Genomic DNA, 20,820 nt, shown 5'->3' on the forward strand with positions numbered 1-20,820 from the left:
TGTCTGTTCAGCCTGAAAGGGAACGGACGCCGATGGCATGCAATCACGCGCAAAGGTGCGGGTACGGCCATTTCCGCTGTCCGTTCCCAAGCAACCCGAGCCGTTCAAGGCGGCGCGTGCGCTGGTTCGGCGCAAATTCTGTTCCCGCGCCGACCGCTGGCACGGATGCACCGCATATAGAGAATTTTCTGGAATAGTTCTAGACAGTTGGAGAGCAAATTTGTGCGATGCGGCAGCGCTCGCGAAACATTGTTTTCAGGGCAGGCGAGGGATGCGGCTTATCGCCGAAAATCTGGGCGGCGAACGCGGCGGCGAGAGCGTGTTTTCCGGCATTGGTTTTGCGCTCGAGGATGGCCAGGCGCTGGTCGTCACCGGGCCGAACGGATCGGGCAAATCGACCTTGCTCAGGATCATCGCCGGGCTGCTGCCGAAGGCGGAAGGCCGGTTGCTGCTCGAAGGCGGCGGCGATGACTTTCCGTCGATCGCTTCGGCCTGTCACTATCTCGGCCACCAGAATGCGATGAAGACGGCGCTGAGTGTCACGGAAAACCTGCGCTTCTGGCGCGACTTCAATGGCGGTGGCGATTCGAGCGTCGAAGAGGCGCTGGAGACTGTCGGGCTGGGTGGTATCGGACATCTGCCGTTCGGCTATCTCTCGACCGGGCAAAGGCGGCGCGCGGCGATCGCGAAGCTTTTGGTCAGCCGCCGGCCGCTGTGGCTGCTCGATGAGCCAACGGCGGGACTGGACAAGGCTTCGGAGGAGCGGTTTGCGGGGCTGATGGCGGAGCACTGTGCCGGGGGTGGGATGATTGTCGCGGCGACGCATCTGCCGCTGGGGATCGAGGCGGCGGAGTTGAGGATGGGGGAAGCCGGTTGATGACGGTGCGAGGCACCCCCCTCTGTCCTGCCGGACATCTCCCCCACAAGGGGGGAGATCGGCTGTCTCCTGCGATTTCGCCAATCACCAGCGTCGCAAAGACGAGCGGAGCGCCGAAGCGGCCAATCTCCCCCCTTGTGGGGGAGATGTCCGGCAGGACAGAGGGGGGCGCCACAGAACGTCGTCCTCAACAGGGGACCACATCGTAATGTGGTCCCTCCTGCTGCGCGACATCCGTCTCAACATCCGCGCCGGCGGCGGGGCGTTGACCGGCGTCATTTTCTTCCTCGCCGTCATCGCCACCATCCCCTTCGGCGTCGGGCCGGACCTGAAGCTGCTTGCCCGCATCGGTCCGGCGATCCTGTGGATCGGCGCGCTGCTCGCCTGCCTGCTCGGGCTCGACCGGCTGTTCCAGGCCGACCGCGAGGACGGCTCGCTCGATCTGCTAGTACTCGGCAACGATAGGCACATGCTGGCGCTGACGGTGCTGGTGAAATGCCTGGCGCATTGGGCAGGAAGTGTGCTGCCGTTGGTCGTCGCCGCGCCCCTGCTCGGCCTGTTCATGAACATGGAGCCGCTCGCCATCGGCGCGACCGCACTGACCCTGCTGGTCGGCACGCCGGCGATCACCTTCATCGGCGCGGCGGGTGCGGCGGTGGCGGTGGCGCTGCCGCGCGGCGGGCTGTTGATCTCGGTGCTGGTGCTGCCTCTGACTATACCGGTGCTGATCTTCGGCGTTTCGGCGAGCTATGGCGCAACGGCCGATCCCGATCCCTTCCTGCAACCCTTCCTCATTCTTGCCGCGCTGACGTTGTTCCTTGCCGTGCTGGGGCCGGTCTCGGCGGCGCTGGCCTTGCGACATGGAACGGATTGATGTGGGGCTGAAGGCCGCGACGCGGCGTCCGATTGCGAAGCCGAGGGCGCAAAGCTATGGGAAGGCCATGATCGAGCACGGTGAAGCAATAGCGGAAGGTTATGGGGAGTGCGTCGCATGAGTGCGCATGCGCTCTACGTCACCGCTGCCTATGGCATCACCGCCATCGTGCTGGCCGGGCTGATCGGCTGGATCCTGTTCGACCAGCGGGCGCGCAAGCGCGAGCTTGCTGAGCTCGAAGCGGCCGGCGTGCGGCGGCGTTCCGACAAGACGGGGAAGCCATGAGCAGCGAAACCGAAACGCCGCCACCCAGCCGCCGCCTGTTCGTGCTGTTGCCGCTGCTGGTCTTCCTCGGCCTCGCCGGCCTGTTCCTGTCGCAGCTTTTGTCCGGGCGCGATGTCTCGGAAGTGCCTTCGGCGCTGATCGGCCTGCCGGCGCCGCAGACCAATTTGCCGGCACTGGAGGGGGCAAACCTGCCGGGGCTCGATTCCAGGGCGTTCGCCGGCAAGGTCACGCTGGTCAATGTCTTCGCATCATGGTGCGCGCCGTGCCGCGAAGAGCATCCGGTGCTCTTGGCGCTGGCGCAGGACAAGCGGTTCGTGATGGCGGCGCTGAACTATAAGGACCAGCGGGAAAACGCCCGCCGGTTCCTCGGTGACCTCGGCAATCCGTTCCAGGCCATCGGCGTCGACGAAGCCGGCCGCACCGCGATCGACTGGGGCGTCTATGGCGTGCCGGAAACCTTCGTCATCGGCAAGGATGGCAAGATCGCCTACAAGCATGTCGGCCCGCTGACGCCGGAGTCGGCGCGGGATCTGCTGCTGCCGCAGATCAACAAGGCGCTGGCGGTTCCGGGTTAGGCGCTGGCGGTTCCGGGTTAGGCGCTGGCGCCAGGCCCCCTCATCCGGCCGCTACGCGGCCACCTTCTCCCCGTGGGGGAGAAGAGGAAGGCGTCGGCGCAAGACAGCTCCTCTCCCCTAGGGGAGAGGTCGGATTGCCCCGAATTGCCTTTGCAATTCGGTTTGGCAATCCGGGTGAGGGGGATTCCCTCAGCCGTAGATCTGCTTGTGGATCTGGTAGAGCATTTCCGAGCGGTCGGCGCGCATGTCGGCCAGATCGCGGCTGGTGAAGCTGTCGATTTCGGCGACGAGGCGGTTGTAGTGCTTGCGCTTGGCAATGCTGCTGCGAGCGCGGGTCATGAGATCGTTGAAGATCATAGCAAGGGTCCTTTCGTGCCGCATTCTGGCGGCGGGTTCTTCCTCCCTTGGTCAATACGGAACATGACATAGGAATGGTGCATTGCAAAAAGAAGATGTTGCAATGCACCATTGCGCGCAGCGCATAGCCGGTTAATCGAGTCCTAAGGCGCGTGGCCACGGGCCGGACCTGGGCCGCACGGCCGTTCCTCTCCGTTTTGTCATACAAATTGCGGCGACTCCGTCTTGCCAGATCGATCGCGGGCTGGCTTGATCTGGCATCACCTGATGCCGGGAGGAAATGCATGGCGGCCGCAGACTATTACGAAATTCTCGATCCGCGCTTCGCGCGGCTGTTCAACGGCAACGCGCAGGTGGACAAGCTGTTCACCGGATGCCGCTGGGCGGAAGGGCCGGCCTGGTTCGCTGCCGGCCGCTACGTCGTCTGGTCCGATATCCCGAACAACCGCATGCTGCGCTACGACGAGACGGACGGCAGCGTCAGCGTCTTCCGCCAACCGTCGGGCAATTCCAACGGCAACACCGTCGACCGGCAGGGCCGGCTGGTCACCTGCGAGCATTCGGGTCGCCGCGTCAGCCGCACCGAATATGATGGCTCGGTCACCACGATTGCCGCCAAATGGAAGGGCAAGCGGCTGAATTCGCCCAACGACGTGGTGGTGAAGTCCGACGGCTCGATCTGGTTCACCGACCCGACCTATGGCATCGACACCGACTATGAGGGCGACAAGGCCGAGAGCGAGATCGGCGCCTGCTACGTCTACCGGGTCGATCCCGATACGGGCGAAGTCGAGGCCGTCATCACTGACATGGTGAGGCCCAACGGGCTTGCCTTCTCGGTCGATGAAAGCCTGCTCTATGTCGTCGACACCGGCCGCACGCATGGCGCTGAGAACCCGGCGCATATGCGGGTGTTCAATGTCGGCAAGCACGGCAAGAAGGTGTCGGGCGGTAAGGTCTTCGCCGACTGCACCGCCGGCCTGTTCGACGGTTTCCGACTCGACGCGGACGGGCGCATCTGGACGAGCGCCGCCGACGGCATCCATTGCTACGATCCGGACGGGACGCTGATCGGCAAGGTCAAGGTGCCGGAGGTGACCGCCAATTGCGTGTTCGGCGGCGCCAAGCTGAATTGCCTCTACATTGCCGGCACCACCTCGCTCTATTCGGTGCGGCTGATGGTGAACGGGGCCAAGACTTTTTGAGTGAGACCGTTTGGAAATTCTACTCTGGCGGCCATCTGATGGCGTTTTCTGCGCTTCCGCGTTCTACTGCGTTCGCAGTAGAACTGAGCTCACGGACCCAAATGTCCGCTGCGCTCCGGTTCTCGAAACCACCATCATATGACTCGCCAGAGCGAATTTCGAAACGGTCTCTCGCCGGCGTTAGCTATTTGAAGGGGAGGACGTCATGCCATTCGTCAACATCCGCATCGTCAAGGAAGTGATCGCCGCGGATCCGGCAGGCAAGAAGGCTGACATCGCCAAGAAAGTCACGGCGGCCATCATGGACGCCACCGGGCTTAGCAATGACGATGTCTGGGTGGTCTTCGAAGAGGTCAACGCCCGCGACTGGTATGTCGGCAAGACCGATGTCGAGACGCTGCGGAAGGGGTAGTCGGTTGCAGCCGTAGTGTGAACGTTATGAGAGGCAGGCGGGACAGCGCCCCCCTCTGTCCTGCCGGACATCTCCCCCACTTGGGGGGAGATCGGCCGTCATCCTGTGTTTTCGCCAATCGTCAACGTCGAAAAGTGAGCTGAGCGACGGGGCTGCCGATCTCCCCCCAAGTGGGGGAGATGCCCGGCAGGGCAGAGGGGGGGCGCTGTCCCGCCAGCCATCGCATGGTGGCCGCGGGCTCAACGCCCGCGTATGAAATCTGCGAAACCCTGCAGCGCATCGCGCATCGCCAGTACATTTCCCGGCTCATCCAAAATAACCTCCACCTCCGCCGGCTTCTTCCCCAGCAGGGCGATCTCCAGCCCGCCCTCATACATCGCAAATGACATCGTCCGCATGATCTCGGCCAGTGCCGACCGCGCGAACAGCGAGCGCGGCGAGGCGTGGGTCAGCATGGCGGGTTTGGCGACGGCGGCGTCGCGCGAGACCAGCCAGTCGAGCGCATTCTTCAGCCCGCCCGGCACGCCGTGAGCATATTCGGGACAGGAGACGATAACGCCGTCGGCGCCGGTAACGGCGTCGATCAGGAAGGCGGCTTCGCGCGGTGTCCGCTCGCCTTCGTCGTCGGGGTTGAAGATCGGCAAACGGCCGAGCCCGTCATAGACGGTGACGCGGCAGCCTGCCGGCGCGTTGCGCGCCAATGCCGCGACCAAGGCTGAATTGGTGGAGGCGGCACGGAGGCTGCCGGAGATGGCGAGGATGTTCAGCACAGTGGGTGAAGCCAGTTCGGACGAATCGCGTCCGCAAAAGCCTACCACATGGTCTGCTTGTAATCGTCGGCGAGCCAGCGGTCGGTCGCCTCGACGGAATCGGCGAGTGCCAGCTGGTCGCGCAGGATCTGGCCGAGCGTTGGCAGCGTCGCGCGGTCATACCAGGTGTCCGGCTTCCACAGATCGGAGCGCATGAAGGCCTTGGCGCAATGCATGTAGGCGGCCTTGACGGCGACGACGATGACGCTTTGCGGCTCCTTGCCGTCGACGGCCAGGCGCTCGCGCAGACCGGCGTCGACGGTGATGCGGGCATCGCCATTGACGCGCAGCGTCTCGTTCATGCCGGGGATGAGGAAAAGCAGCCCGACCGAGGGATTGCGCAAGATGTTCTCCAACGTATCCAGCCGGTTGTTGCCGGGCCGGTCGGGGATGGCGATGGTCCTGTCGTCGAGAATGGTGGCGAAACCGGGCTTGTCGCCCTTGGGCGTCACATCGGCATTGCCTTCGCCGTCTGACGAGCCGATCAGCACGAACGGGCTCTTGCCGATGAAGGAACGGCAATGGCCGTCGAGCGCCTTCAGTTCCTTGCGGATCGAGCCGTCGGTCGGGCGCGGCGTCTTGTAGATCGTCCGCAGCTCTTCGCGCGTGGTGATGAAGTCCATCTCGCCCCTCTTCATCTGACGCAATCCCAGACGGAAACCGCTGGCTACTTTTTCTGGAATTGCTCTATTCGCCGGCCTGCTCTTCCTTGGGCTTTTCCTCAAGCGAGTGACGCATAATCAGCGGCATCTGGCTGAAGGTGAACAGCAAGGTGATAGGAACTGTGCCCCAGAACTTGAAATAAACCCAGGTCTCTTCCGAAAAATTGCGCCACACCACCTCGTTGAGCACGGCCAGGAACAGGAAGAACAGCCCCCACCGAAAACTCAGCTTGCGCCAGCCATCGGCATCAAGCTGAAAGGCGGAATCAAGGACATAGCCGAGCAGCGACCTGCCGAAGGCGAGCCCCCCGAGCAGCGTGACGCCGAACAACGTGTTGATGATAGTCGGCTTCATGAAGGCGAAGGTCTTATCTTGCAGGTAGAGCGCCAGCGCGCCGAACCCGAAAACGACGATCGCCGACACCAGTGGCATGAGCGGCAGGCTGCGCGTCAGCGCCCAGGACGCGCTGAGCGACAGTGCCGTCGCGACCATGAAAAATGCGGTGGCGATCAGGATTGGCTCGCCGAGATGGGTCAGGATCGGGAACTTTTCGGCCAGCCATTCACCGCGGATCGTGGTGAAGAAGAACACCAGGCCGGGCCCAAGCTCAAGCAGCAGCTTCAAGCCGGGGTTGATCGGCTTACGGCGTGGGTCTGACGGGTCACGTTCGAGGATGTTCATAAAAGTCCTTCTTACGCATGATCTGGCCCAAAACCAGGCCGTTTCAACAGATCATGCCTTGTTTCACGCCACTCCAGCGATCGCCCTGGCGAATTCGCTTGCGGAGAAAGGTTCGAGGTCGTCGACCTGTTCGCCGACGCCGATGAAATAGACAGGCAATTTGTGCTTTGCCGCGATCGCCACCAGAATACCGCCGCGCGCAGTGCCGTCCAGCTTGGTCATCACCAGGCCGTTGACGCCGGCGATGTTGCGGAAGATTTCGACCTGGTTGAGCGCGTTCTGGCCGGTGGTGGCGTCGACCGTCTGCAGCACGGTGTGCGGCGCTTCCGGGTCGAGCTTGCCGAGCACGCGGACGATCTTTTCGAGTTCCGCCATCAGTTCGGTCTTGTTCTGCAGCCGGCCGGCTGTGTCGATGATCAGCACGTCGGAGCCGGCTTCTTTTGCCCGTTCGAAGGCGTCATAGGCGAGGCCGGCGGCATCGGCGCCGATCTTGGAGGCGATGACAGGCGATTTCGTCCGTTCGCCCCAGATCTTCAATTGCTCGATCGCGGCGGCGCGGAACGTGTCGCCGGCGGCGAGCATCACCGACAGGCCGCCATCGGTCAGTTTTGCCGCGAGCTTGCCGATGGTCGTGGTCTTGCCGGTGCCGTTGACGCCGACCACCAGGATGACATGCGGCTTATGCGAGAGATCGAGCTCCAACGGCCGGGCGACGGGGGTCAGCACCTTCTCCACCTCGGCCGCCATGACGGTTCGGACATCCGTATCGGAGACGTCCTTGCCGTAGCGGCTGGCGGCCAGCGCGTCGGTGATACGAAGCGCGGTTTCCATGCCGAGATCGGCGCGGATCAGCACGTCTTCCAGATCCTGCAGCGTCTCCTCGTCGAGCTTGCGCTTGGTGAAGACGCCGGCAATGTTGCCGGTCAGTTCGCGCGAGGAACGGGCAAGCCCGTCCCGCATGCGCTGGAACCAGGAGCGCCGCGGCGCCGGCTCCGGCGCCTTCACCGGCTCGGCCTTCTGCTCGACTTTCTTGGTGACGGTCACCTTGCCGGGAGCGGGTTTCGGCTCCGGCTTCGGCTGTGGGGCGGGCTGCGGCTCGGGCGCGATCTCGGCAATGACGGGCTGCGTCTCGACCGGCGCCGGCTTTACCTCCCCCTCGATGGGGGAGGTCCTGAGCGAAGCTCGGGGGTGACTGGCGCCAGCGTCGGCGCCATCACCCCTCCCCGCCACTTCGTGGCGACCCTCCCCATCGAGGGGAGGGTGGGAAGCTTCTTCCTTCTCCCCGTCCCTATACGGGGAGAAGGTGCCGGCAGGCGGATGAGGGGCGGCGCTAACCTTCGGAGTCGGCTGCGCTACAGGCGCGGCCGGTGGCGGCACCTCGACCGGTGTTGGCTGTTCGACCGGAACCTCGGCAGGCGGAGCCGGCACCTCGATCGGCGCCGGTTCGGGCTGCCGTTCCGGGCGCGGCGGCGCAATCTCCGGCTCGGCTGGCGCCGGAGCAGGGACTTCTTGCGGCTGCGGTTCGGGGGCGGGCTCCGGAGCGGCAGGGGGAAGCGGAATTTCCTCGGGCGCCGGCGGTTCCGGAAGCTCTGGCGCGGGTGCCGGTTCCTCTTGCGGCACGGGCTCCGGCAGCGGTTCCGGTTCGGCGGGAATCGTCGGCTCCGGTATGGGCGGAATGGTTGGAGCGGGCTCGGGTGCTGGCTCTTCGGGCGCGCCCTTTACCTCCCCCTCGATGGGGGAGGTCCCAAGCGTAGCTTGGGGGTGGGGGTGACTGGCGCCAGCGTCGGCGCTGTCACCCCTCCCCGCCACTTCGTGGCGACCCTCCCCATCGAGGGGAGGGTAGGGTGCTGGTTCTGGCTCGGTTGGCGCTATCGGCGCAAGTTCCGCCTCAGGCTGCGCCTCGTCGCGCTTCAAAAACTCCGGAACGACCTGTTCGGCGGCCGGCTTCAGCGCATCGAGCTGGTCCCATTTGATCGGCGGCAGCGGGGCGGTCTCGTCGACGCGCTCCTCGACAACCTCTTTCTTGCCGAACGAAAATATCTTCTTGAAAAAACCAGCCATGCTTTGCGTTTCTCAGGCGGCGCGTGCGGCAAGCGGGGCTGCGGTCAGCCTGATACCATCGTGGCCAGTAATTGTCGCTTCGACGATCTCGCCCGGCGCGCCGGTGCCAAGCGCGGCAAGCGTGAAGCCTTCGGTGCGGCCGAGCCCGTCGCGCTCGATCAGGATCGACTGGCGCGTTCCAGGCAGCGAGGACAGATGGCGCCGATAGGCGGCCTCACCAGCGGCGCGCAGCCGCGCGGCGCGCTGCTTGACCAGTTCGCGGCGTAGCTGCGGCATGCGCGCGGCGGGCGTGCCCTCGCGCGGACTGAACGGGAAGACGTGGAGATGGGTCAGCCCGCATTCCTCGACGATTTTTATCGAGTTCTCGAACATGGCGTCGGTCTCGGTCGGGAAACCGGCGATGATGTCGGCGCCGAAGACGATTGCGGGGCGCAATTTGCGGACATCCTCGCAGAAGCGGATCGACTGGTCGCGCAGATGGCGGCGCTTCATGCGCTTCAGGATCATGTCGTCGCCCGACTGCAGCGACAGATGCAGATGCGGCATCAGCCGGGGTTCGGTGGCGATGGCATCGAGCAAATCGTCGTCGGCCTCGATGGAATCGATCGAGGATAGCCGCAGACGCTTCACATCGGGCACCTGCTTCAAAATGGTCTTCACCAGCTTGCCGAGTTTCGGCGCGCCGGGCAGATCGGCGCCGAAGCTGGTCATGTCGACGCCGGTCAGCACGACCTCGGCATAGCCGTTGCCAGCGAGCCGCTTGACCTGTTCGACCACGGCGCCCATCGGCACCGAGCGGGAATTGCCGCGGCCATATGGAATGATGCAGAAGGTGCAGCGGTGGTCGCAACCATTCTGCACCTGCACGAAGGCGCGCGCCCGGCCCTCTATGGCGTCGACCATATGGCCGGCGGTCTCGCGCACCGAGAAGATGTCGTTGACGCGGGCCTTCTCGGTGTCGTTGACGCCGAAATCCGGCAGCGCGCGGTAGGAGTGCGCCTTCAGTTTCTCTTCATTTCCAAGCACGAGATCGACCTCGTCCATGGCGGCGAATTTTTCCGGCTCGGTCTGCGCGGCGCAGCCGGTGACGATGATGCGCGCCTGCGGGTTGTCGCGGCGCGCCTTGCGGATCGCCTGCCTGGCCTGGCGCACCGCCTCGCCGGTGACGGCGCAGGTGTTGAAGATGACGGCGCCGCCTTGCAGCGCGCCGAGCCCGGCGCTTTCGGCCTCGCGCCGCATCACTTCGGATTCGTAGGTGTTCAGCCGGCAGCCGAAGGTCACCACATCAATGCGGCTGGAGGCATCGGAAAGGGAGCCGTCGACATCCAGGCTCTTGGACAGAGCAACCGACATCAGGCCGCGCTTTCGGTGTCGCGAGCCCAGGTGCCGGTCGAGGGATCGAAGCTGCCGGAAAATTCCCATTCGGCGGCACCGGTCAGGATGACGTGGTCATCGTCGCGCCATTCGACATGCAGCGTGCCGCCGCCGGGGGTCAGCAGGTTGACGCTGCGGCCGGTCCGCCTGGTGCGGGCCGCGGCCACCACCGATGCGCAGGCCGCGGAGCCGCAGGCCTTGGTCAGGCCGGCGCCGCGCTCCCAGGTGCGGATGATCATGCTCTCGGGCGACGTTACTTGCGCGATGGTGATGTTCGCGCGTTCAGGGAAGATCGGGTGGTTTTCGAGCAGCGGGCCGAAGCGCTCTAGCTCATAGGACCAGACATCGCGATCGACCCAGAAGATGGCGTGCGGGTTGCCCATCGAAACGGCGGAGGGCGAATGCAGCACCGGTGCGTCGATCGGGCCGATCTGGAGTTCGATCATACGGGTGTCGCGGAACTCCTCGGCGAGCGGAATCTCCTGCCAGCCGAAATGCGGGATGCCCATGTCGACCGAGATCGTGCCGTCGGCATGTTCCCTTGCATTGAGGATGCCGGCGCGGGTCTCGAAGGTGAAGGTCTTCTGGCCGGTCTCGGCGGCGAGCGCCTGGACGACGCAGCGCATGCCGTTGCCGCAGGCCTGCGCACTGGTGCCGTCCGAATTCAGGATGTCGACATAGTAGGCGGTGCCCGGCGTCTTCGCATCATGGATCGCCATGATCTGGTCAAAACGGGTCGCGGCATCTGCGTTCAGCGCAAGGGCGGCGGCCGCCGTCACCCGATCGGCACGGCCGCGCATATCGGCAACGATGATCTCGTTGCCGATGCCGTTCATCTTAGCGAAAGGGGCAGTGCTTGCCATTGCTCTTGCCATTGCTCCGCGAAATTCCGTGTCTGTTTGGCGCTATATGGCGGAAACGGGCGGCAATTACCAGTGCGCAGGCATGTTCAGTCACGGCGAAGGTGCCGGACCCAGTCACGGCGGAGATGCCGGACTTAGGTCACGGCAAAGATGCCTAGCACCACCAGCAGGAAGATGACGAGAACGATGCCGATGAGGATGCGCGCGCCGGTGGCCGCGGCTCCGGCCAGCGCCGGCATGCCGAGCAGGCTCGCCGCGGCGGCGACGATGAGCAGAATGATGATCCATTTGATCATGGGAATGCCTCGCAAGCCGACAGATTTGAAACCGAAGAACGCTTCTGCCGTGCCTGGGTTCCCGCGGTTTGCGAGGCGATGTCAGCGGAAAAACCTAGCCGGCGATCTCGATATCGGTGCTGAACGGCGCCGTCTTGGTCGAGTTCTGGTCATGCATGAGGAAGTTGCACTTGTATTTCCCCGCCGGCAGGCCATCGAGGGACAGGTCGAGTTTGAAGAACAGTTCTCGGTTGTGCGAGCGGGAAGCGACCTGAACGCTGCCGATCTTCTCGAAGGTGCCCAGAGCTTCGCCCGTGTCGGAAAGCACGGTGAGGTCGACGGAAAGCGCGATCTGGCTGTTGCCGAGGCCGTCCGAGCCATAGCCATAGCCGACCGGCTCCATGTAGAGCACGACCTTCTCGCCGGGCTTGTAGATGTGATTGGCGCGCTCGCTGTAGATGCCGAAGCCGCCGGCCGAATCGACCTGTTTGACGTTCTCCACGGCAAGCGGCATCGCCTGCCACAACGCCTCTTCGGCGCTGCGGAATTTCTCCAGCGCGCCGGCGCCATCGCCGGCTTGCAGCGCCTTTTCGGCTTCGGCGGCATGATCGGCGATTTCACCCGCGAAAGCCGCCGGCGCCGAGATTGCCAGTGCCATCAGTGCTGCAACGATCGATTTCATCTGAGGTCCCCTTTTTTGCTGGCCGGACCATCGGCGAAAATGATGGTGCCGTAAATGGCCAATGCGCACTTCAGCCGTGCTCGATCTCCGGTACGTCCCAGATTTCGCCGGGCCGCAAGGCGCGAAAGCGCTCCTGTGGCAGACCCTCTGCCTCGAGCGCCTCTGCCAGTTTGCGGGCCGGCTCGTCCATCGGTTCGTCGGTGAGCTGGAAACTGCCCCAGTGGCAGCCGGCGGCGAAGGCGGCCTTGCACAGCTTCATGCCTTGTACCGCTTCCTCGGGATTCTGGTGCTGCGGCGCCATGAACCAGCGCGGCTCATAGGCGCCGATCGGCAGGATGGCGAAGCGGAAGCCGCCATGTTTGTCCGCCATCAGCCGGTAGTTGATGCCGTCGTGGAAGCCGGTATCGCCGGCGAAATAGAGTTTGCCGCCCGGCGTCTCGATGACGAAGCCGGCCCACAGCGCCATGCGGCGGTCGCGGGCGCCGCGCGCCGACCAGTGATGCGTTGGCTCGATGTGGACGAAAACGCCATGGCCGATGTCGACCCTGTCGCCCCAGTCATACGCCGACAGCCGCATATCAGGAACCGCCTCACCGATCAGCACATCGTTGCCGAGCGGCGTCACCACCCGCGGATCGTGCTTTTCCTTCAACCGCTTCAACGTGACGAGGTCGAGATGGTCGTAATGGTTGTGGCTGACCAGGACGAGATCGATCGGCGGCAGATCGGCAAAGGCGATGCCTGGCGGATTGACGCGCTTTGGCCCGGCGAAGGAAAACGGCGAGGTGCGTTGCGACCAGACCGGGTCGGTAAGGATGTTCAGTCCGGCGGTCTGGATCAGCAGGGTGGAGTGACCGACCATGGTCACGGTTAGATCGGAGCCGTCTACCCGCGCGGCTGGCCTCGCCTGCGGAAAGGGGCTCGGATTGGTCGCCGGCCATTTCGCGCGCTGGCCGTTGAATTGCCATTTCAGCAGGTCGGCGAAGCGGCCGGGCATCCGGCCGCCGGGATTGAAGAACAAGGTGCCATCGAAATGGTCGCTGGGCGGACCGCTGTAATAGCGGTTGGCGGCTTTCTTTCTCGCGGCCAAGCTCGGTGCTCCAGCGGGTTTCGGTTTCTTGACATAGGTTCTGCGCCCGTTGGCGCAAGCATTCGGCTGAACGATTGCAGGGGCTGCGGCACTTGGGTAACAGGCTGCGCGGTGTGACGGCTGCAACTTTCGGTGTACCATCGCTAGGCGCAAGGAGGGTCTCGCCATGCGGCGGCTGGCAATTCTGGTGGTCATTGCAACCGCATCGATGGCATCGATGGTTGCGGCGCAGACACGGCAAGACAAGCCCGGCGCCTGCAGCCATGCGCCAACCATCATGGCGGCGGCCGATTTTCTGCTCGCCGAACCGGCGATCTTCCCGAATTTCTGGCGCGATCGTTTCGCGACGACGCCGCCTATCTGAAGATACGCTATGGCGATCTCAGCCATGCCGAGGGCTCGGCGCTTCTGGTGGGCTTGGAAAAACGCAGCCATCCGCCGCTGCGCATTGCCGAGCTCAGGCTTGCCTACGCAACGAAGCCGGAGCGGGCGGCGATGTTGGCCGGCATGCAGCCGCAGCCCAATGCGAAGTCGATTTTGCCTCAGCTTGGGCTACCTGCCTTGCGCGTGCTTGTCATCGAGGATGGCGGCGATTGGCTGCTGGGCGAACTGGGTCACTTGCAGACGTTGGATCTTTACCAGGCGTTAGACGCCGCCAAAGCAATTGCGGGCGCGTTGTCCGTTCTCGATGACGAGGCAAAGTCTCAGTTCGCCCAAAGGGCCGAAAATGCAGGCGTTTGGCCGCTGGCTCTCGAGATGCGGGCGGTCAAGGACGACCTTTCCGACTACGTCGCGTACCTCGACAAGCTTCCACCCCACAAGGGCAATCGCACGGGGTTTATCCGCAATGCTCTTTACTCAGCCGATCTTCGCCCTTCGTTCGATATCTCCAAACAGCCAGCCGAAGTGCAGGCGCTCGACCGTCAAAACGGTATGGGGCCGGCTATCCGACAGATCGGGCGGCTGATTGCCTATGCTCCTCAGGCCGCGATCTTGCTGCCTCTCGTCAACCAGACCGGCGACCTGCGCCTCGGCACCACGGTGGCAGCGGCGCTCAACGCGCAGATTGCCGAAAAGCAGCTCGACCCGGTCAACGATCCCGATGCTGTTACGACAACCATGCTCGACGGGATCGATTATGTTCTTGGTCACCGCGACCGGGAGGATAACCTGCGTCACGCTCTAATCTTTGAAATGGGCGAAACGGCAGAGTCGTTCATCGACAGGGCGTTGGCCCGGTCGACGTTGGCCTCCTTCATGCAAGGCAGTGGGGCCAAACCGCCACCTCGCCCGAAACTGCTCACAGCGGCCTTCCCTTGGGAACAGTGGGTCGGATTGGCCGGCAGACTGAAGGCCGGCGAAGCCATCGCGCCGGAAGATCGCATCGTTGCGGCCGATCTCATGATCGCAGCCGACCGTCCTGCGGATGCGTTGGCCTTGCTGAAAACGACCGGCGATTGGAAGACGGCAGTGCGGCGCTCTCATGAGCTGGCGCTTAGGCTGGACCGCCGATGCGCCGACCTGCTGCGGCCCCCAATGCCGATTTCGCAGCCGCTCTACCGGTTCGAGCCGCATTAGGGGCGCCTCCGATGACCGACGAGCGCGCCTTTGGCCGGATGATTGCGATAAATTTGCAACAATCTTGGCGCAAACCCTATTTTAACCATATCGGGTTGAAATTTCGCCACCTTCTCCATCTTGGTGGAGGGTGATATTGCGCGGACGGCATCCCCCCAGCCGGATCCGACGGAGGTTGTAATGAATTTTTCGAAAAGCGGTCTTATGGCCGTATCGCTGGCTGCGCTCGTTGCGAGTGGCTGCTCGACCACACGCTTCTCGTCGATGGACGACCAGCAGCCGGCGCCACTGCAGCCGGCGCCTGCTGGCCAGGTGACCTCCAACCAGCTACCGCCGCCGGCCGCGCCCGGAACCACCGACCCGTCGAAATTCCCGACCGCACCGGCAAACACACAGGTTGCGTCCCTGCCGCCGGACGGCACGGCACCCGCCGGTGCCTCGGATCTCAACGCGGCAGCCGTCGCCGGCGTCTGGAACGCCAGCGTTTCCGGCCAGAGCTGCAAGATCGCGACGCCGCAGACCAAGTTCGGCGCCGGCTTCCGCGCCGGGCCGCTGCACTGCCCCGCACCCATCGACGGCATCAAGTCGTGGAATGTCGCCGGCAAGCAGCTGACGCTTTACGATGAGAATGGCGGCTCGCTGGCGCGGCTCTATTCCTCGGGCGGCTCGAAATTCGACGGCCAGACTTCCAACGGCCAGCCGATCTCGCTTACAAGATAGGCCCGACCTCCCCAGTGCATGTCGCACAAACGGCCCCGGTTTCGGGACCGCGACACGCATAGAACAAACGACGTGACCGATGCATCTGCGTGACGGCCTCCAGACCCATGCGACCGTCAGGCAGCGCTACGACCATCTGGTGGAAACCGGCGCGGTCGAGCGCGATCCGGCGCAGGAACGCATCGCCGCCGCGCTCGACCGGCTGACCGATCAAATCTCCGCCAAGCGGCTGGCGCACAAATCGAGTGCGCTGGGCTGGCTGTTCGCCCGCAAGCGCGAGACGCGGGACATCGTCAGGGGTCTCTACATCCATGGCGGCGTCGGTCGCGGCAAGACCATGCTGATGGACATGTTCTTCGAGCTGCTGCCGGTCCGGCGCAAGCGCCGCGTCCATTTCAACGACTTCATGGCCGATGTGCAGGACCGCATCCAGAAACACCGGCAGGCGCGCAAGAATGGCGACGCCAAGGAAGATGACCCGATCCCGCCGGTGGCCAAGGCACTGGCCGAGCAGGCCTGGGTGCTGTGCTTCGACGAATTCTCGGTCACCGACATCGCCGACGCGATGATCCTGTCCAGGCTGTTTTCGGCGCTGTTCACCAATGGCGTGGTACTGGTCGCCACCTCGAACGTGGCGCCGGAAAATCTCTACCGCGACGGGCTCAATCGCCAGCTGTTCCTGCCGTTCATAGGCATCCTGGAACGGCACACCCACATTCTGTCGCTCGACAGCGACAAGGACTATCGGCTGGAAAAGCTCGCCCGCACGCCGGTCTATGTCACGCCGGCCGATGAAGCGGCCGACCGGACACTCGATGAGGCCTGGCGGACGATGACGCGCGGCGCGCCGACGGCCGCGACCTCGCTGACCCTGAAGGGCCGGCAAGTGGTGGTGCCGGCTGCCGCCGGCGACGCGGCGCGGTTTTCCTTCGCCGATCTTTGCGAAAAACCGCTCGGCGCACGCGATTTCCTGGCCATCGCCGGGCGCTTCTCGACCGTCTTCATCGACCACATCCCAGTGCTGGGCGAAGGCAAGCGCAACGAGGCCAAGCGCTTCATCCTGTTGATCGACACGCTCTACGACCACCATGTGCGGCTGGTCGTGAGCGCCGAGGCCGCGCCGCAGGAGCTGTATGTCGCCAAGCGCGGCGTCGAGGTGTTCGAGTTCGAACGCACCGCGTCACGATTGATAGAGATGCAGAGCCGCGACTGGCTGGAGGACTGGGCGGACCGGCGGAAGGCGAAGGATCCGGCGAACAGGTTCGAAGGTCTGCACGGTGAGCCCCCTTCCGCTATCGGCTGAGCCCTTCAGGCCGGTGGCAAGGTTCCGGCTACAACTGTGTAGTGATCGACGAATTCGGATTTCTCCAGGAGATAGCGATCATCTTCCGGGTAGTAGCGGGCCAGTTCCGGCGCGTCGCCGGCAAAGCCTCGGACGGCGTCCATTGATGACCACCAGCTCAACGTGACGATCTTCGTCGTGCCGTCGCCACGATCACGCATAAGCATCTGGAAGCCGCGATTGCCTGCCGTGGCCGCGTAATCGAGCCCCCCGGTCCTCCCGACATAGGCGGCATAGGCAGCGCGATCCCGTGTGCGGATGATGGATGACCAGCGACGCAGAATGAGAGGTTCTGTTTCGGTCATGGCTAACTCCTTGTTGTCGTGGCCGCGAAGCGACCCATCTGCATGGTCTAGAGCCTGTAAACGTACATCACGAACGGCTCGGCCACCGAATCGCGAGACTCATAAAGCGCGCGAGCGGCGAGATTGTCTGGCTCGGTGCCGACCCAGGCCTCTTCGCAGCCATGCTCCCTGCCGATCGCGAACATTGCGTCGAGCATCTTGCGCGCAATGCCCTGGCGCTGGAATGCGGGTGATACGCCGACCTCGTCGATGTAAAGTTCGCTGACCTTGTCGGCGATGGATGACCGCGGCGCACTGGCCGACGACCACGCCGTCGGCGAGGGCAACGACCATGAAATGGACTGGCTGGCTAAGATAGGCTGCCAATCGATCGGCCTGACCGACTCGTCGAGCATCCCCGACAACCCGCATCACAAGGGCGTCATCGCCTCTTCAAGCCTTCTGATTGTCACCCTAATTGTGTAATCTGAGGCAAGTCGGCTTACAAACTTTGACGTTTACGTAAGTCCCAATCCATCTAACCGATTGAAAATGCTCACTCCAAAATAATCGTTTGAATTTATCTTGCACCGGGGCTATTGGGTGCGGCGAAATCTCACGGGTTTCCGCAGCATTCCGGCCTCTTCCTCGATGCCGTCATCAAGTCGCTAAAGACTTGAGGCACCGTAACAGACAAAGGGAAAATATCCTCACATGGCACGCAACAAGATAGCGCTTATCGGCTCGGGCATGATCGGCGGCACGCTGGCTCACATGATCGGCCTCAAGGACCTCGGTGACGTGGTTCTGTTCGATATCGCCGAGGGTATTCCGCAAGGCAAGGGGCTCGATATCGCGCAGTCGTCGCCGGTCGATGGTTTCGACTCCCGGCTGACCGGCGTCAACGACTATGCCGGCATCGAGGGTGCCGATGTCTGCATCGTCACCGCCGGCGTGCCGCGCAAGCCGGGCATGAGCCGCGATGACCTTTTGGGCATCAACCTGAAGGTCATGGAACAGGTCGGCGCCGGTTTGAAGAAGTATGCGCCAAAGGCTTTCGTCATCTGCATCACCAACCCGCTCGATGCCATGGTGTGGGCGCTGCAGAAGTTTTCCGGCCTGCCCAAGACCCATGTCGTCGGCATGGCCGGCGTGCTCGACAGCGCGCGCTTCCGTTATTTCCTGGCCGAGGAATTCAAGGTTTCGGTCGAGGACGTCACCGCCTTCGTGCTTGGCGGCCACGGCGATTCCATGGTGCCGATGATCCGCTATTCCACGGTCTCGGGCATTCCGCTGCCCGACCTCGTCAAGATGGGCTGGACCTCGAAGGAAAAGCTCGACCAGATCGTCCAGCGCACCCGTGATGGCGGCGCCGAGATCGTCGGCCTGCTCAAGACCGGCTCCGCCTACTATGCGCCGGCCGCCTCGGCGATCCAGATGGCCGAAGCCTATCTCAAGGACAAGAAGCGCGTGCTGCCTTGCGCTGCCCACCTCTCCGGCCATTATGGCGTCAAGGGCACCTATGTCGGCGTGCCCGTGGTGATCGGCGCCGGCGGCGTCGAGCGCATCATCGAGATCGACCTCAACAAGAGCGAACAGAAGATGTTCGATTCTTCGGTGGCGACCGTGCAGGGCCTGACCGAGGCCTGCGTCAAGATCGCGCCTCAGCTCGCCTCGAAGTAAACCTTAGCCAAAAAACAACCCCGGCAAAAAAGACCTGGAGATCGTTCCCAATGAACATCCATGAATATCAGGGCAAGGCGCTGCTGAAGAGCTTTGGCGCGCCGGTGGCCGAAGGCGTGCCGGTGTTCAAGGCAAGCGAGGCGGAAGCCGCCGCCAAGGCGCTGCCCGGCCCGCTCTATGTGGTGAAGAGCCAGATCCATGCCGGCGGCCGCGGCAAGGGCAAGTTCAAGGAACTGTCGCCCGATGCCAAGGGCGGCGTGCGGCTGGCCAAATCGGTCGCCGACGTCGTCGCCAACGCCAACGAGATGCTTGGCCACACGCTGGTGACCAAGCAGACCGGCCCGGCCGGCAAGCAGGTCAACCGCCTCTACATCGAGGACGGCGCCGACATCGAGCGCGAGCTCTATCTGTCGATCCTGGTCGACCGTTCGGTCGGCCGCATCGCCTTCGTCGTCTCGACCGAAGGCGGCATGGACATCGAGGCGGTGGCGCATGACACGCCGGACAAGATCATCACCGTCGCCATCGATCCGGAAAAGGGCGTGACATCAGCCGATCTGAAGGCGCTCAACGGCGCTCTCAAGCTCGACGGCGACGCGGCCAAGGATGGCGATACGCTGTTCCCGATCCTCTACAAGGCTTTTGTCGAGAAGGACATGAGCCTGCTCGAAGTCAATCCGCTGATCGTCATGAAGAATGGCCGGCTGCGCGTGCTCGACGCCAAGGTGTCGTTCGACAACAACGCGCTGTTCCGCCATCCGGACGTGCTCGAACTGCGCGACACCACCGAAGAGGACGAGAAGGAAATCGAGGCGTCGAAATACGACCTCGCCTATGTCGCGCTCGACGGCAATATCGGCTGCATGGTCAACGGCGCCGGCCTTGCCATGGCGACGATGGACATCATCAAGCTCTATGGCGCCGAACCGGCCAACTTCCTCGATGTCGGCGGCGGCGCGTCGAAGGAGAAGGTGACGGCGGCGTTCAAGATCATCACCAAGGATCCGGCGGTCAAAGGCATACTGATCAACATCTTCGGCGGCATCATGAAGTGCGATATCATCGCCGAGGGCGTCATCGCCGCGGTCAAGGAAGTCGGGCTCGAGGTGCCGCTGGTGGTGCGCCTGGAAGGCACCAATGCCGAACTCGGCAAGAAGATCATCAACGACAGCGGCCTCAATGTCGTGTCGGCGGACGATCTGGACGACGCAGCCAAGAAGATCGTGGCGGCGGTGAAGGGCTGAGCCTGTGCCTCCGCGCAAGATAAACCTCGTCGAGGCGGCGGATCAGAAGATCAGCAAGGTCTTCGATCCGCACATCGCCGGCGACGTCAATGACAGCCAGGCAAAGGTCGCCAAATTCGGCGCGACCTTCGACTGGCACGCGCATGACAATGAGGACGAGGCGTTCCTCGTGCTTCGCGGGCGCATTGCCATCGATTTCCGCGACGGCCCTGTCGAACTCGGCGAGGGCGATTTCATCGTCGTGCCGCGTGGTGTCGAGCACCGGCCGCGCTCGCTCACCGCCGAGCCCGTGGTGCTGATGTTCGAGCCGGCGACGACGCTCAACACCGGCAACGCCAAGAGCGATCTCACCGTCACCGACCTGAAGCGGCTCTGACCGATGAACGCGGCTTCCTTCTCATCGCTTTCCGCCGATCACCAGCGCCTGCAGGCGCTGCTCGGCGCGTGGCGCGGCGAGGAAGAGGTGGCGGACACGCAATGGGCCGATGGCGGCACGGCGACTTCCGAAGTGCTGGCAGAGGCACAGTTCGGCGGACTGTTCGTGGTGCAGCGCTATCGCCAGCGCCGTGACGGCACGATTTCCTTCGGTTCGCACAATGTGTTCGGCTTCGACCAGCAGAACAGCGTGGTCACCATGCACCAGTTCGATTCGATGGGCTTTGTGCCGGCCTCGCCGGCCACAGGCACGTGGAGCGGCAATGAACTGGTTCTGGAGCGGTCGTCGCCGCGCGGCGCGGCACGCGTGACGTATATTTTCGACGATGCCGACACCTACCGCATGCGACTGCATTTCAAACCCGCCGGCAGCAATGGCTGGCAAGACATGGTGAGCGGCGTCTACCGGCGCGTCTCGCCTTCCTCGATCAACGGTTTTTAGAAAAGGGCT

27 protein-coding genes are annotated in these 20,820 nt (G+C 63.7%); 15 read left to right on the plus strand and 12 right to left on the minus strand.

The annotated features are described in order from the left end of the window. Positions 1–271 precede the first annotated feature (271 nt). From ccmA to CKW40_RS25945, 4 genes are all read left to right on the plus strand, one after another. Positions 272–877, plus strand: coding sequence for a heme ABC exporter ATP-binding protein CcmA (gene ccmA, locus CKW40_RS25925; RefSeq protein WP_095202676.1), 606 nt, complete (start codon positions 272–274; stop codon positions 875–877). A gap of 208 nt (positions 878–1,085) precedes the next feature. Beyond that, a complete protein-coding gene (gene ccmB / locus CKW40_RS25935) occupies positions 1,086–1,751 on the plus strand; it encodes a heme exporter protein CcmB (RefSeq protein WP_095202678.1) in 666 nt (221 codons plus the stop codon). A gap of 117 nt (positions 1,752–1,868) precedes the next feature. Further along, entirely contained in the window at positions 1,869–2,036 is a 168-nt protein-coding gene (gene ccmD, locus CKW40_RS25940) for a heme exporter protein CcmD (protein ID WP_095202679.1), read from the plus strand. Beyond that, complete coding sequence (locus tag CKW40_RS25945; RefSeq protein ID WP_095202680.1) at positions 2,033–2,611, plus strand: DsbE family thiol:disulfide interchange protein; 579 nt, start codon at positions 2,033–2,035, stop codon at positions 2,609–2,611. The genes ccmD and CKW40_RS25945 overlap by 4 nt, the downstream gene beginning before the upstream one ends. 189 nt (positions 2,612–2,800) lie before the next feature. Here the strand turns inward: CKW40_RS25945 and CKW40_RS25950 are convergent, their stop codons facing one another. Continuing rightward, a complete protein-coding gene (locus tag CKW40_RS25950; RefSeq protein ID WP_095202681.1) occupies positions 2,801–2,968 on the minus strand; it encodes a hypothetical protein in 168 nt (55 codons plus the stop codon). 284 nt (positions 2,969–3,252) lie between these two features. Here CKW40_RS25950 and CKW40_RS25955 point away from each other — a divergent pair, with 284 nt between their 5' ends. Then, entirely contained in the window at positions 3,253–4,173 is a 921-nt protein-coding gene (locus CKW40_RS25955) for an SMP-30/gluconolactonase/LRE family protein (RefSeq protein WP_095202682.1), read from the plus strand. A gap of 205 nt (positions 4,174–4,378) precedes the next feature. Beyond that, a complete protein-coding gene (locus CKW40_RS25960) occupies positions 4,379–4,585 on the plus strand; it encodes a tautomerase family protein (RefSeq protein WP_013528835.1) in 207 nt (68 codons plus the stop codon). Positions 4,586–4,824: 239 nt separating this feature from the next. Here CKW40_RS25960 and CKW40_RS25965 read toward each other — a convergent pair whose 3' ends face one another. The 9 genes from CKW40_RS25965 to CKW40_RS26005 form a co-directional block, all read right to left on the minus strand. Next, positions 4,825–5,355, minus strand: a complete 531-nt coding sequence (locus CKW40_RS25965) for an NADPH-dependent FMN reductase (RefSeq protein WP_095202683.1) — start codon at positions 5,353–5,355, stop codon at positions 4,825–4,827. A 41-nt stretch (positions 5,356–5,396) separates the two neighbouring features. Then, a complete protein-coding gene (locus CKW40_RS25970; protein ID WP_095202804.1) occupies positions 5,397–6,017 on the minus strand; it encodes a pyridoxamine 5'-phosphate oxidase family protein in 621 nt (206 codons plus the stop codon). 64 nt (positions 6,018–6,081) lie between these two features. Continuing rightward, on the minus strand, positions 6,082–6,738 hold the full coding sequence (locus tag CKW40_RS25975; protein ID WP_095202684.1) for a septation protein A: 657 nt from the start codon (positions 6,736–6,738) through the stop codon (positions 6,082–6,084). 63 nt (positions 6,739–6,801) lie between these two features. Continuing rightward, positions 6,802–8,298 carry a signal recognition particle-docking protein FtsY gene (ftsY, locus tag CKW40_RS25980; RefSeq protein WP_179298116.1) on the minus strand — a complete coding sequence of 499 codons (1,497 nt, stop codon included), beginning with the start codon at positions 8,296–8,298 and terminating at the stop codon, positions 6,802–6,804. Between the two features lie 513 nt (positions 8,299–8,811). After that, complete coding sequence (gene mtaB, locus CKW40_RS25985) at positions 8,812–10,152, minus strand: tRNA (N(6)-L-threonylcarbamoyladenosine(37)-C(2))-methylthiotransferase MtaB (protein WP_179298112.1); 1,341 nt, start codon at positions 10,150–10,152, stop codon at positions 8,812–8,814. Further along, positions 10,152–11,036 carry a diaminopimelate epimerase gene (dapF, locus tag CKW40_RS25990; RefSeq protein ID WP_095202686.1) on the minus strand — a complete coding sequence of 295 codons (885 nt, stop codon included), beginning with the start codon at positions 11,034–11,036 and terminating at the stop codon, positions 10,152–10,154. Before dapF ends, mtaB begins: the two co-directional genes overlap by 1 nt. Positions 11,037–11,170: 134 nt before the next feature. Then, positions 11,171–11,332: a DUF1328 family protein gene (locus CKW40_RS25995; RefSeq protein WP_010912345.1), complete on the minus strand. Its 162-nt coding sequence runs from the start codon at positions 11,330–11,332 to the stop codon at positions 11,171–11,173. A gap of 94 nt (positions 11,333–11,426) precedes the next feature. Then, positions 11,427–11,993, minus strand: a complete 567-nt coding sequence (locus CKW40_RS26000) for a hypothetical protein (protein WP_095202687.1) — start codon at positions 11,991–11,993, stop codon at positions 11,427–11,429. A 70-nt stretch (positions 11,994–12,063) separates the two neighbouring features. Further along, positions 12,064–13,083 (minus strand): MBL fold metallo-hydrolase, encoded by a 1,020-nt coding sequence (locus CKW40_RS26005; RefSeq protein WP_095202688.1) that lies wholly within the window; start codon positions 13,081–13,083, stop codon positions 12,064–12,066. Between the two features lie 166 nt (positions 13,084–13,249). Between CKW40_RS26005 and CKW40_RS26010 the strand changes: the two genes are divergently transcribed. The 5 genes from CKW40_RS26010 (at position 13,250) to zapE (ending at position 16,684) form a co-directional block, all read left to right on the plus strand. Beyond that, positions 13,250–13,447 (plus strand): hypothetical protein, encoded by a 198-nt coding sequence (locus CKW40_RS26010; protein WP_095202689.1) that lies wholly within the window; start codon positions 13,250–13,252, stop codon positions 13,445–13,447. A gap of 53 nt (positions 13,448–13,500) precedes the next feature. Beyond that, on the plus strand, positions 13,501–14,661 hold the full coding sequence (locus tag CKW40_RS26015) for a hypothetical protein (protein WP_095202690.1): 1,161 nt from the start codon (positions 13,501–13,503) through the stop codon (positions 14,659–14,661). 11 nt (positions 14,662–14,672) lie between these two features. Beyond that, positions 14,673–14,795 (plus strand): hypothetical protein, encoded by a 123-nt coding sequence (locus tag CKW40_RS45390; RefSeq protein WP_280175396.1) that lies wholly within the window; start codon positions 14,673–14,675, stop codon positions 14,793–14,795. A 46-nt stretch (positions 14,796–14,841) separates the two neighbouring features. Continuing rightward, on the plus strand, positions 14,842–15,381 hold the full coding sequence (locus CKW40_RS26020) for a protease inhibitor Inh/omp19 family protein (RefSeq protein WP_095202691.1): 540 nt from the start codon (positions 14,842–14,844) through the stop codon (positions 15,379–15,381). A gap of 79 nt (positions 15,382–15,460) precedes the next feature. Continuing rightward, positions 15,461–16,684 (plus strand): cell division protein ZapE, encoded by a 1,224-nt coding sequence (gene zapE / locus CKW40_RS26025; protein WP_095202692.1) that lies wholly within the window; start codon positions 15,461–15,463, stop codon positions 16,682–16,684. Positions 16,685–16,689: 5 nt separating this feature from the next. On the opposite strand, the gene CKW40_RS26030 is transcribed toward zapE, so the two are convergent. Continuing rightward, a complete protein-coding gene (locus tag CKW40_RS26030; protein WP_198421165.1) occupies positions 16,690–17,028 on the minus strand; it encodes a hypothetical protein in 339 nt (112 codons plus the stop codon). Between the two features lie 47 nt (positions 17,029–17,075). Then, on the minus strand, positions 17,076–17,423 hold the full coding sequence (locus CKW40_RS26035) for a GNAT family N-acetyltransferase (protein ID WP_244571292.1): 348 nt from the start codon (positions 17,421–17,423) through the stop codon (positions 17,076–17,078). Positions 17,424–17,721: 298 nt separating this feature from the next. Here CKW40_RS26035 and mdh point away from each other — a divergent pair, with 298 nt between their 5' ends. The 4 genes from mdh to CKW40_RS26055 are packed head-to-tail and all read left to right on the plus strand — an operon-like array spanning position 17,722 to position 20,811. Next, positions 17,722–18,690, plus strand: a complete 969-nt coding sequence (gene mdh / locus CKW40_RS26040; RefSeq protein ID WP_095202693.1) for a malate dehydrogenase — start codon at positions 17,722–17,724, stop codon at positions 18,688–18,690. A gap of 50 nt (positions 18,691–18,740) precedes the next feature. Beyond that, positions 18,741–19,934 (plus strand): ADP-forming succinate--CoA ligase subunit beta, encoded by a 1,194-nt coding sequence (gene sucC / locus CKW40_RS26045; RefSeq protein ID WP_095202694.1) that lies wholly within the window; start codon positions 18,741–18,743, stop codon positions 19,932–19,934. Positions 19,935–19,938: 4 nt separating this feature from the next. Next, the gene (locus CKW40_RS26050) at positions 19,939–20,310 is read left to right on the plus strand and encodes a cupin domain-containing protein (protein ID WP_064981484.1); all 372 of its coding nucleotides are present in this window, start codon (positions 19,939–19,941) and stop codon (positions 20,308–20,310) included. A gap of 3 nt (positions 20,311–20,313) precedes the next feature. Then, positions 20,314–20,811: a DUF1579 family protein gene (locus CKW40_RS26055; RefSeq protein WP_095202695.1), complete on the plus strand. Its 498-nt coding sequence runs from the start codon at positions 20,314–20,316 to the stop codon at positions 20,809–20,811. Positions 20,812–20,820: the final 9 nt, after the last annotated feature.

The organism is Mesorhizobium carmichaelinearum, assembly GCF_900199455.1.
GTDB classification, from domain to species: Bacteria; Pseudomonadota; Alphaproteobacteria; order Rhizobiales; family Rhizobiaceae; genus Mesorhizobium; species Mesorhizobium carmichaelinearum.

Coding starts and splice junctions, on each gene's coding strand:
- ccmA (WP_095202676.1), top strand. CDS start 272: ATGCGGCTTATCGCCGAAAATCTGGGCGGCGAACGCGGCGGCGAGAGC.
- ccmB (WP_095202678.1), top strand. CDS start 1,086: ATGTGGTCCCTCCTGCTGCGCGACATCCGTCTCAACATCCGCGCCGGC.
- ccmD (WP_095202679.1), top strand. CDS start 1,869: ATGAGTGCGCATGCGCTCTACGTCACCGCTGCCTATGGCATCACCGCC.
- CKW40_RS25945 (WP_095202680.1), top strand. CDS start 2,033: ATGAGCAGCGAAACCGAAACGCCGCCACCCAGCCGCCGCCTGTTCGTG.
- CKW40_RS25950 (WP_095202681.1), bottom strand. CDS start 2,968: ATGATCTTCAACGATCTCATGACCCGCGCTCGCAGCAGCATTGCCAAG.
- CKW40_RS25955 (WP_095202682.1), top strand. CDS start 3,253: ATGGCGGCCGCAGACTATTACGAAATTCTCGATCCGCGCTTCGCGCGG.
- CKW40_RS25960 (WP_013528835.1), top strand. CDS start 4,379: ATGCCATTCGTCAACATCCGCATCGTCAAGGAAGTGATCGCCGCGGAT.
- CKW40_RS25970 (WP_095202804.1), bottom strand. CDS start 6,017: ATGGACTTCATCACCACGCGCGAAGAGCTGCGGACGATCTACAAGACG.
- CKW40_RS25975 (WP_095202684.1), bottom strand. CDS start 6,738: ATGAACATCCTCGAACGTGACCCGTCAGACCCACGCCGTAAGCCGATC.
- mtaB (WP_179298112.1), bottom strand. CDS start 10,152: ATGTCGGTTGCTCTGTCCAAGAGCCTGGATGTCGACGGCTCCCTTTCC.
- dapF (WP_095202686.1), bottom strand. CDS start 11,036: ATGGCAAGCACTGCCCCTTTCGCTAAGATGAACGGCATCGGCAACGAG.
- CKW40_RS25995 (WP_010912345.1), bottom strand. CDS start 11,332: ATGATCAAATGGATCATCATTCTGCTCATCGTCGCCGCCGCGGCGAGC.
- CKW40_RS26000 (WP_095202687.1), bottom strand. CDS start 11,993: ATGAAATCGATCGTTGCAGCACTGATGGCACTGGCAATCTCGGCGCCG.
- CKW40_RS26010 (WP_095202689.1), top strand. CDS start 13,250: ATGCGGCGGCTGGCAATTCTGGTGGTCATTGCAACCGCATCGATGGCA.
- CKW40_RS45390 (WP_280175396.1), top strand. CDS start 14,673: ATGACCGACGAGCGCGCCTTTGGCCGGATGATTGCGATAAATTTGCAA.
- CKW40_RS26020 (WP_095202691.1), top strand. CDS start 14,842: ATGAATTTTTCGAAAAGCGGTCTTATGGCCGTATCGCTGGCTGCGCTC.
- zapE (WP_095202692.1), top strand. CDS start 15,461: ATGCATCTGCGTGACGGCCTCCAGACCCATGCGACCGTCAGGCAGCGC.
- CKW40_RS26030 (WP_198421165.1), bottom strand. CDS start 17,028: ATGACCGAAACAGAACCTCTCATTCTGCGTCGCTGGTCATCCATCATC.
- CKW40_RS26035 (WP_244571292.1), bottom strand. CDS start 17,423: ATGCTCGACGAGTCGGTCAGGCCGATCGATTGGCAGCCTATCTTAGCC.
- mdh (WP_095202693.1), top strand. CDS start 17,722: ATGGCACGCAACAAGATAGCGCTTATCGGCTCGGGCATGATCGGCGGC.
- sucC (WP_095202694.1), top strand. CDS start 18,741: ATGAACATCCATGAATATCAGGGCAAGGCGCTGCTGAAGAGCTTTGGC.
- CKW40_RS26055 (WP_095202695.1), top strand. CDS start 20,314: ATGAACGCGGCTTCCTTCTCATCGCTTTCCGCCGATCACCAGCGCCTG.